General features: G+C 73.1%; 13 protein-coding genes. 9 read left to right on the top strand and 4 right to left on the bottom strand.

The window, feature by feature from the left end; all coding sequences use genetic code 11:
* The first annotated feature begins 15 nt into the window (after window positions 1-15).
* The 3 genes from OCU29_RS16525 (at window position 16) to OCU29_RS16535 (ending at window position 1,807) form a co-directional block, all read left to right on the top strand.
* Entirely contained in the window at window positions 16-717 is a 702-nt protein-coding gene (locus OCU29_RS16525) for a hypothetical protein (RefSeq protein WP_261820775.1), read from the top strand.
* 137 nt (window positions 718-854) lie between these two features.
* On the top strand, window positions 855-1,337 hold the full coding sequence (locus OCU29_RS16530; RefSeq protein ID WP_179614884.1) for a glutathione peroxidase: 483 nt from the start codon (window positions 855-857) through the stop codon (window positions 1,335-1,337).
* Window positions 1,334-1,807, top strand: a complete 474-nt coding sequence (locus tag OCU29_RS16535; RefSeq protein ID WP_261820776.1) for an SRPBCC family protein — start codon at window positions 1,334-1,336, stop codon at window positions 1,805-1,807. Before OCU29_RS16530 ends, OCU29_RS16535 begins: the two co-directional genes overlap by 4 nt.
* Window positions 1,808-1,901: 94 nt before the next feature.
* Here OCU29_RS16535 and OCU29_RS16540 read toward each other — a convergent pair whose 3' ends face one another.
* The gene (locus OCU29_RS16540; RefSeq protein ID WP_261820777.1) at window positions 1,902-4,271 is read right to left on the bottom strand and encodes an MMPL family transporter; all 2,370 of its coding nucleotides are present in this window, start codon (window positions 4,269-4,271) and stop codon (window positions 1,902-1,904) included.
* Window positions 4,272-4,358: 87 nt separating this feature from the next.
* Window positions 4,359-4,985, bottom strand: coding sequence for a TetR/AcrR family transcriptional regulator (locus tag OCU29_RS16545; RefSeq protein WP_261820778.1), 627 nt, complete (start codon window positions 4,983-4,985; stop codon window positions 4,359-4,361).
* A gap of 155 nt (window positions 4,986-5,140) precedes the next feature.
* Here OCU29_RS16545 and OCU29_RS16550 point away from each other — a divergent pair, with 155 nt between their 5' ends.
* Entirely contained in the window at window positions 5,141-6,478 is a 1,338-nt protein-coding gene (locus OCU29_RS16550; RefSeq protein ID WP_261820872.1) for an NAD-dependent malic enzyme, read from the top strand.
* A 27-nt stretch (window positions 6,479-6,505) separates the two neighbouring features.
* Here the strand turns inward: OCU29_RS16550 and OCU29_RS16555 are convergent, their stop codons facing one another.
* A complete protein-coding gene (locus OCU29_RS16555) occupies window positions 6,506-7,318 on the bottom strand; it encodes a hypothetical protein (protein WP_261820779.1) in 813 nt (270 codons plus the stop codon).
* Between the two features lie 159 nt (window positions 7,319-7,477).
* Here OCU29_RS16555 and OCU29_RS16560 point away from each other — a divergent pair, with 159 nt between their 5' ends.
* The 4 genes from OCU29_RS16560 to OCU29_RS16580 all read left to right on the top strand — a co-directional run bounded on the left by OCU29_RS16560 (window position 7,478) and on the right by OCU29_RS16580 (window position 10,333).
* Window positions 7,478-7,852, top strand: a complete 375-nt coding sequence (locus OCU29_RS16560) for a hypothetical protein (RefSeq protein WP_261820780.1) — start codon at window positions 7,478-7,480, stop codon at window positions 7,850-7,852.
* A 191-nt stretch (window positions 7,853-8,043) separates the two neighbouring features.
* Entirely contained in the window at window positions 8,044-9,483 is a 1,440-nt protein-coding gene (locus OCU29_RS19865; RefSeq protein WP_370463679.1) for a fatty acid desaturase, read from the top strand.
* The gene (locus tag OCU29_RS16575) at window positions 9,483-9,674 is read left to right on the top strand and encodes a ferredoxin (RefSeq protein WP_179614891.1); all 192 of its coding nucleotides are present in this window, start codon (window positions 9,483-9,485) and stop codon (window positions 9,672-9,674) included. The genes OCU29_RS19865 and OCU29_RS16575 overlap by 1 nt, the downstream gene beginning before the upstream one ends.
* Before the next feature lie 83 nt (window positions 9,675-9,757).
* The gene (locus tag OCU29_RS16580) at window positions 9,758-10,333 is read left to right on the top strand and encodes a TetR/AcrR family transcriptional regulator (RefSeq protein WP_261820781.1); all 576 of its coding nucleotides are present in this window, start codon (window positions 9,758-9,760) and stop codon (window positions 10,331-10,333) included.
* 81 nt (window positions 10,334-10,414) lie between these two features.
* Here the strand turns inward: OCU29_RS16580 and OCU29_RS16585 are convergent, their stop codons facing one another.
* On the bottom strand, window positions 10,415-11,305 hold the full coding sequence (locus OCU29_RS16585; RefSeq protein WP_261820782.1) for a GTP-binding protein LepA: 891 nt from the start codon (window positions 11,303-11,305) through the stop codon (window positions 10,415-10,417).
* A gap of 22 nt (window positions 11,306-11,327) precedes the next feature.
* Between OCU29_RS16585 and OCU29_RS16590 the strand changes: the two genes are divergently transcribed.
* On the top strand, window positions 11,328-12,749 hold the full coding sequence (locus tag OCU29_RS16590; RefSeq protein WP_261820783.1) for an MFS transporter: 1,422 nt from the start codon (window positions 11,328-11,330) through the stop codon (window positions 12,747-12,749).
* The last annotated feature ends 1 nt before the right edge of the window (window position 12,750 follow it).

Below are 12,750 nucleotides of genomic sequence, written 5' to 3' on the forward strand. Positions count from 1 at the left end.
CCGGATACTGGGCGCGTGAGCCGTCGACTGAAGACCATCCTGCTCGTGGGCGTGCTGGTCGCCATGGTCAACCTGCCGCTGGTGGGCAGCCTGCTCCAGGACCGCGACCTGCGCACCAACGGCACCCGGGTCGAGGTCGCCGCCGAGCCGGTCGAGGTGGCCGACCCCAGCGGCGACGAGCTCGACCGGCTGGTCGCGGTGGCCCTGCCCGACGCGGTGGTCGAGGCCGTGGTGGGCGAGCAGGCCGAGGACGGCGCCGCCGAGGCGCAGGACGAGCGGATCGTGGTGCAGCTCGAGCAGGCGGCGTACGACGACGTGGTCGCGAGCGGGCGCGCCGAGGTCGTGCACCTGCCCGACAACCCCAAGGTCTACCGCGTCACCGGCCGCGAGACGGGCAGCACGGCGCTGGTCACCACCCTGGCCGTCGACGCCGCGCTGGTGGTGCTCGTCGGGCTGTTCCTGGCGCTGCGCGACCGCCTGCGCCCCGAGCTGCGGCTGGTGGCGACCGGCGACCTGGTGACCACCACCGAGGCCGACGGGCTGCTCGAGCGGCTCGAGGCGCAGTCCTACCGGGTGCGCGGGTCGGTCGCGCTCGTCGAGGACGACGACGTGGTGCTCGTGGTCGGCGACCGGCGGGTGCGGGTGCACCTCGACGGCCACCACAACCCCGCCGGCCGGCTCGACCACGTCGAGGTGCGCGGCACGATGGTCGGCTGAGGGGAACTGGCGCCGGCTCGGCGGGGAACTGGCGCCGGCTCGGCGGGGAAGTGGCGCCGGCTCGGCGGGGAAGTGGCGCCGGGTCGCGTCCTGGCGGGTGGGGCGGCGGTGACCGGCGGGCTGCCACACTTCCGGGCATGACCGCCCTGGACGACTTCACCGCCCGCAGCATCGACGGCCGGGAGGTGGACCTCGCCGACTACCTCGGCCAGGTCGTGCTCGTGGTCAACACCGCCTCGCAGTGCGGCTTCACCCCCCAGTACCAGGGGCTCCAGCAGCTGCACGACACCTACGCCGAGCGCGGCTTCAGCGTGCTCGGCTTCCCCTGCGACCAGTTCGGCGGCCAGGAGCCGGGCGCCGACGACGAGATCGCCGGGTTCTGCGAGCGCAACTTCGGCGTCACCTTCCCGCTGTTCTCCAAGGTCGAGGTCAACGGCGACGACGCCCACCCCCTCTACCAGTGGCTGCGCTCGGAGAAGGGCGGGCTGCTGGGCAGCAAGATCAAGTGGAACTTCACCAAGTACCTGATCGGGCGCGACGGGACGGTCGTCGACCGCTACGCGCCCACCACCAAGCCCGAGAAGATCGCCGCCGACATCGAGAAGGAGCTCGCCCGATGACCCGCTTCTCCGCCAGCACCGAGGCCACCGCCGTCGTGAAGGCCGCCCGCCAGGAGATCTGGGACCTCCTGGTCGACCCCGACGCGATCGCCGAGATGACCCCCTTCGTCAAGCGCATCACCGCCGACGGTGACCACTGGCGCTGGGAGATGAGCGGGCTGGAGGTGCTCGGCAAGAACGTCTCGCCCGCCTTCACCGAGAAGATGACCTTCACCGACCTCGAGCGCATCGAGTTCCGCCACGACCCGCCCGAGGGCACCACCGAGCGCTCGGCCGTCGAGGGCTGGTACGAGCTCTCCGACGCCGACGAGGGCACCCACCTGGCCACCAACCTCGAGATCACCCTCGACCTGCCGCTGCCCAAGGTCTCCTCCAAGGCCGTCACCGCCACGATGAGCGGGGTCATCGAGAAGATGGGCGACCGGTTCTCCAAGAACCTGCTCGACCGGCTGGGCACCACCGAGGCCTGAGCGCCCCCGGCGTACGACGACAGCAGCCCCCGGCCGACCGGCCGGGGGCTGCTGCGCGTGGTGCTGGGCCTGCGTGGTGCTGGGCCCGTGTGGGTCAGACCCGCTGGCTCTGCTCGTCGGTGAGCTCGTCGAGCTCGCTGTCGAGGTCGCTCTCCTCGTCGTGGTAGCCCGGGCCACGGTCGAGCTTCTCGCCCTCCACGTCGACGACGGGCAGCACCTTGTCGAGCCAGGCCGGCAGCCACCAGGAGCGGTCGCCCATGAGGTAGAGCAGGGCCGGGATCAGGACCATCCGCACGACGAAGGCGTCGAAGACGATCGCGATCGCCAGCGCGAAGCCCATCGACTTGATGATGGCGTCGTCCTGGAGCATGAAGGCGGAGAAGACCGCGGTCATGATCGCGGCGGCGGCGGTCACCACGCGGGCCGAGTTGCGGAACCCGTCGACGATCGCGTCCGGGGTCGACATGCCGTGCACCCGGGCCTCGCGGATGCGGGTCACCAGGAAGACCTGGTAGTCCATCGCGAGACCGAAGACGACGCCGATGAGGAACAGCGGGATGAAGCTGACCAGCGGCTGGCCCTCGACGAACCCGCCCCAGCCGAGCTGGAAGACCGCCACGGTGGCACCGAGCGTGGCCAGCACCGAGAGCAGGAAGCCCAGGGTGGCGGTCAGCGGCACCAGGATCGAGCGGAAGACGATCATCAGCAGGATGAAGGCCAGGCCCACGATGATCGACAGGTAGACCGGCAGCGCGTCGGCCAGGCGGTCGGAGACGTCGGTGGTGATCGCGGTCAGGCCGGTGACACCGAGGTCGGTGCCGGTGACGTCCTCGATGCCGGACTCGCCGTCGCGCAGCTCGGTGAGCAGGTCCTGGGCCTCGGCGTCGGCGGGGCCGAACTCGGGCAGCACCTGCACCAGGGCCCCGGTGGGGCTGGCCTCGGGGGTGCCGGGCTCGGCGGTGGGGTCGGCGTTGGTGGCCACGACCTGGGCGTTCTCGACGCCCTCGAGGCCGCTCGCCCAGCCCACGACCTCGCCGAACGCCGCACCCTGCTCGCCGTCGGCCACGTCGCGGGCGTCGACAACGACCAGCAGCGGGGCCTCGCGGCCGGGGCCGAACTCGGCCGCGATGATGTCGGAGGCCTGGCGCTGGGTGGTGTCGCTGGCGGCGGTGGAGTCGGTGGGGAAGGCCAGCTGCAGCTCCTTGAGCGGGATCGCGAGGGCACCCAGGGCGACCACGACGGCCAGCACGAGGGCGACCGGGCGCTTGCCGACCCAGCGTGCCCAGCGCACGCCGTTGTTGACCACCAGGCCCTGCTCGTCGCGCTGCGGGGCGTAGCGGCGCACCTGGGCGCCGAAGGCCTTGCGGCCCAGCATGCCCAGCACCGCCGGCAGCAGGGTGAGCGAGATCAGCACCGCGACGAAGACGGTGGCCGCGGCGGCCAGACCCATCGCGGAGAGGAACGGGATGCCCACGACCGAGAGCGCCGAGAGGGCGATCAGCACGGTCAGGCCGGCGAAGACGACCGCCGAGCCGGCGGTGCCCACCGCGATCCCGACCGCGCGGGCCCGGTCGTCGGTGTGGTGCAGCTCGGTGCGGTAGCGGGCCAGGATGAACAGCGTGTAGTCGATGCCGACCGCGAGGCCGATCATCGTGGCCAGGATCGAGGTGCTGCTGGAGATGTCGACGAAGGCGGTCATCGCGGTGACACCGGTCAGGCCGATGGCCACGCCGATGAGCGCGGTGATGATCGGCAGGCCCGCGGCGATGAGCGAGCCGAAGGTCAGGATCAGCACCAGCAGGGCCACGCCGATGCCGAGGGCCTCGGAGGCCAGGCCGGGGGTGGCGAAGCCGGTCGCGCCGGGGCCGTTGGCCTCGACGACCAGGCCCTGGTCGCGGGCGTCGTCCATCACCTCGTCGAGCGCGTCGAGCGTCTCCGGCTCGACGTCGGCGGGCGTCTCGACGTCCCAGGTCCAGGTGATCAGCCCGGTGCGCCCGTCCTCGGTCAGCGGCGAGAGTGCGGCCGCGTCGGCGCGGGCCTGCTGCACGTCGCCCCCGCTGGCGCGGGCCTGCTCGACGAGCATCTGCTCCTGGCCGGCCGCGACCTCGCCGGGGGGCAGGATCTCGACGCCGTCGGCCTGCTGGGGCAGCGCGGCGAGGTCGGCGATGAGCTGGTCGACGACCTCGGCGTTGGCGTCGTCGGCGAGGGTCTCGCCCTCGGGCGCCTGCACCACGACGTTGACGTTGGCCTGGTCGAAGGCGCTCGTGGCGCCGGGGAAGAGCTCGGCCTGGAGGTCCGCGGCCTGCTCGGAGGGGATGCCGGGGATGGTGAAGTTGTCCGACATCGGCTTGGAGAAGGCGGCGGCGAGGCCGATGATCACGGCCAGCACAGCCACCCACGCGGCGATGAAGAACGGCCAGCGTCGATAGGCGGTGGTCCCGAGTCGGGCGAGCAGGGTGGCCATGGTGTCTCTCTCCTGTGTACGGCGTACGGCGTCGGTGGGCAGCGTCGGCTGCGGGTGGGGTGGGGTACGGGTGTGGGGCGGGTCGGCTCAGCGGCCCAGCAGCTCGCCGGCGGCGTGCAGCTGGTCGACGAAGAGGTCGACGAGGTCGGTGTCGGTGGGGTCGTCGGCGGCCAGGTAGACGCGCATGGTGGAGTCGAAGACCCCGACTAGCAGGCGCACCAGCAGGTGGGCGCGGTCCTCTCCCAGGTCGGGGTCGCGCCGCAGCAGCAGGGCGGCGATCTCGTCGGCGGTCTGCTCGAAGTGCTGGTGCACCGCCTCCATGAGGCGGTTGGAGCAGGTGAGCAGGGTGCGCCGCATCGCGACGTTCTGGGGGTCGAACTCCTCGTCGGCCAGGATCGGTCGGGCGAGGGCCGCCAGGTCGGCGACCAGGCCGCCGGTCGGGCCGCCCTCGACGAAGGTGGTGAAGGCGGCAACGGCGACCGGGTCCTCGCGGCGGGTCGGTGAGCCGGCCGCCCCGAGCACGGCGTCGACCTTGGAGCCGAAGTAGTTGAACAGGGTGCGGCGCGAGACCTCGGCGGCCGCCGCGAGCTCGTCCATCGTCCAGCCGTCGAGGCCGCGGTCCCGGGTCAGCTGCATGGCGCACCGGTTGATGCGGGTGCGGGTCAGTGCCTGCTTGGAGGGGCGAGCCTCGACACCCGTTGCACTTTCAGCCATGGAGTGCATTCTGCACTATCGATCCAAAAGTGCAGAACTTTGTGCGCAGCGTCACAAGCGGGTGCGGGCGCGTGTCCGACTTGCCGGTAACCGCTCGGTGGGCGGAAGGTGAGCACGTGTCCAGGTCAGCCACCACCTCGTCGTACTCGATCACCATGCGCCTGCACACGGCGCCGGACCACGGGGTGGTGGGCGCGGTCGCGACCGCCATCAGCACCGCCGGCGGCATCGTCACCGCCATCGACGTCGCGGAGTCCAGCCACGAGCGGCTCGTCGTCGACGTCACCTGCTCGGCCGGCGACGCCGACCACGCCCAGGAGCTCCAGGACGTCGCCGCCACGGTGCCCGGGGTCGAGGTCTACCGCACCAGCGACCGGGTCTTCCTGCTGCACATCGGCGGCAAGATCGAGGTCGGCTCCAAGGTGCCGCTGAAGAACCGCGACGACCTCTCGATGGCCTACACCCCCGGCGTGGGGCGGGTCAGCATGGCGCTCTACGAGAACCCCGACGACGTGCGCCGCCTGACCATCAAGGGCAACTCCGTCGCGGTCGTCACCGACGGCTCGGCCGTGCTCGGCCTGGGCAACATCGGCCCCGGGGCGGCGCTGCCGGTGATGGAGGGCAAGGCGGCGCTCTTCAAGCGCTTCGCCGACATCGACGCCTGGCCGATCTGCCTCGACACCCAGGACACCGACGAGATCGTGCGCGCCGTCGAGCTCATCGCCCCCGGCTTCGGCGGCATCAACCTCGAGGACATCGCCGCCCCCCGCTGCTTCGAGATCGAGCGGCGCCTGCGCGAGAGCCTCGACATCCCGGTCTTCCACGACGACCAGCACGGCACCGCCATCGTGGTCCTCGCCGCGCTGACCAACGCCCTGCGGGTGGTCGGCAAGCAGCTCGACCAGGCGCGCGTCGTGGTGGCCGGGGCCGGCGCGGCCGGCACCGCCATCGTGACCCTGATGCTGGCCGCCGGCGTCGGCGACGTGGTGGTCTGCGACAAGGACGGCGCGCTCTCGGCCGGCGACGACACGCTCTCGCCCGCGATGGCCGAGCTGGCCTCGCGCACCAACCGCGAGCGGCGCCGCGGCGACCTGCACACGGTGCTGCACGGCGCCGACGTCTTCATCGGCGTCTCCGCGCCCGGCGTGCTCCAGGCCGAGTGGATCCCCGACATGGCCGACGACGCCGTCGTCTTCGCGCTGGCCAACCCCGACCCCGAGGTCGACCCGGCCGAGGCGTCGAAGTACGCCGCCGTGGTGGCCTCGGGCCGCTCGGACTACCCCAACCAGATCAACAACGTGCTGGCCTTCCCCGGCGTCTTCCGCGGCCTGCTGGACGCCCGGGCCTCCAACGTGACGATCGAGATGATGCTGCGCGCCGCCGAGGCGATCGCGCACGTGGTCCACGACGACGAGCTCAACCCGAGCTTCATCATCCCCACCGTCTTCCACCCCGACGTGCCCGGCGCGGTCGCCTCGGCCATCAAGGGCTGAGCCCCGGGCGAGCGAGGGTGGGGGCGCTCAGCCCTCGCCCGACGGGTCGGCCTCGGGGGCGGCCAGGCGCAGCTCGTCGAGCGGGCGCACGCTGACCCGCCGGTCGAGCGCCCGGCCGACGTCGGGGCGGCGCTGGGCGACCACCGTGACGGCGTACGGCGCGCCGCGCAGCAGGAAGCTGCCACCCCAGCGCCCCTCGTCGGGGCCCGACTTCAGTCTCGAGGCCCGCCACCGCTCGCGGCGCACGCCGCTGGAGGAGCGGTCGGCGTTGGACTCCACCCCGTGGAGCTGGTCGAAGTAGCGCCGCGCGGCCTTGGCGCCGTTGACCTGGCTGTAGGTGATCTGCACGGGCCCGGCGATCGAGACGTCGCAGGTCCACATCGCGGGGCGCTGGTACTGCGGGTTGGCGGCGAGCTCGTCGCGGCAGTCGAGGCGGTCGGGGTCGAAGGACGGGAAGACGTGGCGCAGCCCGTCGCGACCCGTGGGCAGCGCGCAGGAGCGCTCGTCGGTCTTCTCCTCGCCGTCCCAGCAGGTCACCGCGTCGGTGGCGGCGTCGCTGCCGGTGCCGCTGCTGGCCGACGGCTCGTCGTCGCCGGGCCACAGCAGGGTGCTGCCGACGTACGCCGCCACCCCGAGACCGACCAGGAGCGGCACGACCACCAGCGCGGTGCGGGCCCGGCTGGGCCGCGCGTAGAGCGCCTCGAGCATGCCCGGCGGCAGCCCCGCGGGCAGCGGGCCGCCGCTCCGGTCCTGGTCCGCGGCCTGTGCTGCGGCTTGGTCCGTGGCGGGCTCGTCGGACCGCTCGTCCGGGCGCGCGTCGGGACGTCGGGGAGCACTCACGTCCGCCTCCTCGTGGTCGGTGGCACGGCGGGGCGCCCCCATTGTGCCCCGCGTCACGGCCTCGTGGCCTCACCTGTGCGGGCTGGCGACGGTCTGGACCGGTGGCCGCCCGGGACCTTCGACCCGTGACCGGCGGCGCGGGAGCGCGCACCATGAGTCATGTCCTACGGAGTGCTGACCTCGAAGACCGGGCACCTGCTCGTCGAGACCACCACGGCCACCGGCCCCACGGCGTCCGACGCGGCGCTCGACCGGTTCCAGACCGTGTGGGGCTCGACCTGGGTCGCCGGGCGCCTCACCCTCACCACGCTGCACCTGACCTTCGTGCCCACCCGCGTAGCACGCGGCGCGGCGATGCTCACCCTCGACCTGCGCGAGGTCAGCGGGGTGGAGCTCGGCGGCGGCCGGGTCTCGCGCGCCGTGGGGGTGCGCACGGCGGGCCACGTCACGCGCCTGCGCTGCCACGGGGCCCCGGCCCTGGCCCAGCAGGTGGCCGACCTGGCGATGGCGGCCGGCGCCCGCCGGAGGCCGTGAGCGGCCGACCCGCCCGGAGACGTCGCAACTTTACAAGTCACTCCCTCTTGTCAATCTGCTTGACATTCCCTACGGTGATGTCAAGCAGATGTCGTGACCCCCGTCACCGCCAGGAGGCTCCCGTGGCCAGCAGCACCCCCTCGTCCGTCCCCCGACCCACCGCACCCGGCTCGTCGGGCAGCGGCTCGACCGTGCCCGAGGGGTCCACCGAGGCCTGGCGCGACCACAAGCGGTTCCTGTGGCTGATCGGCCTGGTGGTCCCCTCGCTGGCCTTCGTCGCCGGCGGCGGCTGGGCGCTGACCGGGTGGGGGGCGTTCTTCTGGATCGGCCCGATCATCGTGCTGGTGGTCGTGCCCGCCATCGACCTGGTCGCCGGCCTCGACCGGGCCAACCCGCCCGACGACGCGATCGAGGCGCTCGAGAACGACAAGTACTACCGCTGGATCACCTACGCCTTCCTGCCGATCCAGTACGCCGGCTTCGTCGGCGCGATGTACGTCATCGCCGAGGGGGCGCCGTTCGGGCTCGGTGAGCTGAGCACCGTCGACAAGATCGGGCTCGCGCTGTCGATCGGCGTGATCGGCGGGATCGGGATCAACACCGCCCACGAGCTGGGCCACAAGCGCGAGGCCAACGAGCGCTGGCTCTCGAAGATCGCGCTCGCCCAGAGCTTCTACGGCCACTTCTACATCGAGCACAACCGGGGCCACCACGTGCGCGTGGCCACCCCGGAGGACCCCGCCTCCAGCCGCTTCGGCGAGAGCTTCTACCGGTTCTGGCCGCGCACGGTGCTGGGCTCCCTGCGCAGCGCCTGGCACCTGGAGCGCAAGCGCTACGCCCGCAAGGACACCCACCCCTTCCACCTCGGCAACGACGTGCTCAACGCCTGGTTGATGTCGGCGCTGCTGTGGGGCGCGCTGGTCGTGTGGCTGGGCCCGGTCGTGGTCCCGTTCCTGGTGCTGCAGGCCGTCGTCGGCTTCTCGCTGCTCGAGGTCGTCAACTACATGGAGCACTACGGGATGCGCCGCCAGAAGGTCGGCGTCGGCACCCGCCAGCGCTACGAGCGCGTCGACCCCTCGCACTCGTGGAACTCCAACAACATCGCCACCAACGTGCTGCTCTACCACCTGCAGCGCCACAGCGACCACCACGCCAACCCCACGCGGCGCTACCAGACCCTGCGCGACTTCGAGGAGAGCCCCGTGCTGCCCACCGGGTACGCCGGCATGATCGTGCTGGCCCTGGTGCCGCCGCTGTGGCGCCGGGTGATGGACCCCCGCGTCCTCGCGCACTTCGACGGCGACCTGACCCGCGCCAACCTCGACCCCCGCAGGCGCGAGCGGATCCTGGCGCGCTACCCGGCTCCCGGCGCGGTGGCCGCGGCCGAGCGCGTGGCCGACCCCTCGGCCGCCGCCCCCGCCCCCGCCCCCGCGCCGGTCGTCGAGGAGGAGGTGCTGGCCGCCCGCTGCCCCGGCTGCGGGTACAGCTACGAGGTCGCGGTCGGCAACGAGCTCGAGGGCTTCGCCGCCGGCACCGCCTGGGCCGACATCCCCGACGACTGGTGCTGCCCCGACTGCGGGGTGCGCGAGAAGGTCGACTTCGTCGCCCTGAGCAACGCCGAGGCCCGCTGATGCGCATCGTGGTCGACCGGGACAGGTGCGAGGGCCTGGGCATGTGCGAGGCCATGGCCAGCGACGTCTTCGAGCTCGACGACGACGAGGTGATGCACGTGCTCGACGAGACCCCCGAGGAGTCGCAGCGCTCCCACGTGCACGCCGCCGTGCAGGCCTGCCCGGTGCTGGCGCTGAGCCTGCAGGGCTAGGACCCTCCGGCGCTCGGTCCCGGCCCGAGGCTGACGGCCCGGCGATGACGGCCGGTGCGCCCACGCTTCCTACACTCGGGGGCGTGAGCACCGCCGCCCTCCCCAGCATGCGCGACCGTGTCGTCGACGCCGCCGTCGTGCTGACCACCGAGGTGGGGTGGGCCAAGGTGACGATGGCGCGCCTGGCCGACGAGGTCGGCGTGTCGCGCCAGACCGTCTACAACGAGGTCGGCACCAAGGCCGGGCTCGCCGAGGCGATGATCCTGCGCGAGCTCGACCGCTTCCTGGCCGCGGTGACCGCCTCCTTCGACCAGCACCCCGACGACCTCGTCGAGGCGATCCGCGCCGCGGCCCGGGCCGTCCTGGAGGTGGCTCCCAGCAACCCCCTGCTGCACGCCGTCGTCTCGGCCACCCACGGCGCCGACACCGAGCTGCTGCCGCTGCTGACCACCCACGCGGGCTCGCTGCTCGCGGCGGCCCAGGACGTCATCGCCGCGCGCATCGCGCCGTACGACATCGACCTGGGCGCCGAGGAGCTCGACGCCGCCATCGACATGGTGGTGCGGATCGTGCTCAGCCACGTCATGCAGCCCTCCGGTCCCGCCGACCGCACCGCCGACCGGATCGCCTGGATCGCCGCCCGGGTGCTCGGCTCCTAGCGGGCCGGGCGCGGGAGTTTCATCGGGCACCCGACGAAGCTCCTGCCGGGACCATGAAGCTTCATGGTCCCGGCAACAGGTTCATCGGGCGCCCGATGAAACTCCCTCGGCACGGGCCCGCGACCGCTCGCGCGCCTCGCGGAAGGCGGCGGTGACGTACGCCGGCACCGGGAGGCCCTTGTCGCGGGCCCAGAGCAGCTCCATCTCGACGCGCGCGATCTGGGCGGTGAAGTCGGAGGAGTCGTCGATGCCGAGGGTGGCCATCAGGTCGCCGAAGTCGGCCAGCTGCTCGTCGTCGTTGGCGCCGACGGGGGAGAAGGAGAGCCGGCGCAGGTGGCGCACCAGCCACTTCTGCCAGGGCGCCAGCTCGGCCCACAGCCCGCGCGCGGAGAGCTGGTAGAAGGCGAAGTGCCCCGGCTCCTGGCGCTTGATCGGGGCGATGATGGTTTCGGCGACCGCCTGCTCGCGCATCTCCCGGACGCCGTCGTGGAGCAGGTTGTAGGCCAGCACCGCCGAGCGCTCGGTGGCCATGCCGGTGAGGTAGTAGAGCATCCGGGAGACGTCCTGGAAGGCCGACGCGTGCCCGAGCGCACCGAGCACCTTGAGCTTGGTGCCGATGGAGTCGAGGTCGGCGTCGGCGGGCTGGCGGCCCAGGCGCACCTGCAGCTCGTCGAGGATCCGCCCGTGCTGGATCTCCTGGGGCTGCCACACGTCGCGGTAGAAGTGCACGTCGACCTCGGGCGGGTCGGGCAGCATCGTCATCAGCTCGAGGACGTTGCGGTCGACCTCGAGCTCGACCCGGGCCATGTAGTCGAGCACGTGGCCGAAGCGGGCCTCGAAGCCGACCGGGTCGACGACGGTGAAGTCGACCGAGTCGAGGCTGATGGGCGGGTGCTCGGCGCCGAGCCGGTCGACGTGGTCGACCAGGCGCTGGTCGGCGGCGCTTCGGGCGGACGGGCGGGAGCGGGACACCCCTGGATCCTAGGGTGGGGCGGTGAGCACTCCCGCACCAGCGCCCGGCGCCGGCGGCGTCCGGGTCGGTACGGCGACCGGCCGCGCCGTGGTCGCGGCCGCGACCCTGGGCTCGGCGATGTCGCTCTTCGACGGCACCGTGGTCAACGTCGCCCTGCGCGTCATTGGCGACGACCTCGACGCCTCGATCGCCGACCTGCAGTGGATCACCAACGCCTACCTGCTGGCCCTGGCCTCGCTGATCCTGCTCGGCGGCTCGCTGGGCGACCGGCTCGGACGGCGCCGGGTCTTCGTCGTCGGCACCCTCGGCTTCGGCGTCGCCTCCGCCCTGTGCGGGCTGGCCCCGACCGCGGAGGTGCTGATCGCCGCCCGGGTGGTCCAGGGCGTGGCGGCCGCGCTGATGGTGCCGGGCAGCCTCGCGATGATCCAGGGCGCCTTCGACCCCGCCGACCGGGCCCGCGCGATCGGCACCTGGACCGGGCTGGGCGCGATCGCGGCGGCCGCCGGGCCGCTGGTCGGCGGGGTGCTGGTCGAGTACGCCGACTGGCGGCTGATCTTCTGGATCAACCTGCCGGTCGCGGCGCTGACGGTGTGGCTGGCGCGCGCGGTGCCGGAGACCCGCAACCCCGCGGCGGCCCGGCACCTCGACCTGCCGGGGGCGGTGCTGGCCACCGCCGCCCTGGGCGGGGTCACCTACGCGCTGGTGCAGTGGGGCGACCCGGCTGCGCTGCCGGCGCTGCTCGCCGGCCTGGTCGCGGGCGCGGCCTTCGTGGTGGTCGAGGCCCGGGTCGCCGAGCCGATGCTGGCGCTGGGCATCTTCGCCGACCGCACCTTCTCCGCGGCCAACACGGCGACCCTGCTGGTCTACGGCGCCCTGTCGGTGCTGCTGTTCATGCTGCCGCTGCAGCTGCAGGTCGTCGGGGGCCGCGGCCCCCTGCTCGCCGGGCTGGCCACGCTGCCGCTGCCGTTCGTGATGCTGCTGCTCGCCGGCCGGGGCGGAGCCCTCGGCGCGCGCACCGGCCCCCGCCTGCCGCTCACCCTGGGGCCGCTGGTGATGGCCGGCGGCGTGCTGCTGCTCCTGGGCGCCGGGCGGGCGACGTACGTCGTGGGGGTGCTGCCGGGCGTGGTGGTCTTCGCGCTGGGCCTGGCCCTGCTGGTGGCGACCCTGACCGCGACCGTGCTGGCCGCGGCGCCCGACGAGCACGCGGGCATCGCCAGCGGCGTCAACAACGCCGTGTCGCGGGCCGGGGGCCTGCTGGCGGTCGCAGCGGTGCCCGGGCTCGTGGGCCTGCGCGGGGACGCCTACGCCGACCCTGCGCTGCTGGACCCCGCGTGGACGCTGGTCGTGCTGGTCTGCGCCGGCCTCCTGCTGGTCGCGGCCGTGATCTCGTGGCTGGCGCTGCCACCCACCACCTACGCTGGTGACGGGGGCCGCGCGGGGTGAG

It is taken from the genome of Nocardioides sp. OK12 (assembly GCF_024341885.1).
Taxonomy (GTDB): Bacteria; Actinomycetota; Actinomycetes; order Propionibacteriales; family Nocardioidaceae; genus Nocardioides; species Nocardioides marinisabuli.

Excerpts from the sequence above, each read along its gene's own strand:
- OCU29_RS16530 (WP_179614884.1), top strand. The coding sequence starts at position 855 with ATGACCGCCCTGGACGACTTCACCGCCCGCAGCATCGACGGCCGGGAG.
- OCU29_RS16535 (WP_261820776.1), top strand. The coding sequence starts at position 1,334 with ATGACCCGCTTCTCCGCCAGCACCGAGGCCACCGCCGTCGTGAAGGCC.
- OCU29_RS16540 (WP_261820777.1), bottom strand. The coding sequence starts at position 4,271 with ATGGCCACCCTGCTCGCCCGACTCGGGACCACCGCCTATCGACGCTGG.
- OCU29_RS16545 (WP_261820778.1), bottom strand. The coding sequence starts at position 4,985 with ATGGCTGAAAGTGCAACGGGTGTCGAGGCTCGCCCCTCCAAGCAGGCA.
- OCU29_RS16550 (WP_261820872.1), top strand. The coding sequence starts at position 5,141 with ATGCGCCTGCACACGGCGCCGGACCACGGGGTGGTGGGCGCGGTCGCG.
- OCU29_RS16560 (WP_261820780.1), top strand. The coding sequence starts at position 7,478 with ATGTCCTACGGAGTGCTGACCTCGAAGACCGGGCACCTGCTCGTCGAG.
- OCU29_RS16575 (WP_179614891.1), top strand. The coding sequence starts at position 9,483 with ATGCGCATCGTGGTCGACCGGGACAGGTGCGAGGGCCTGGGCATGTGC.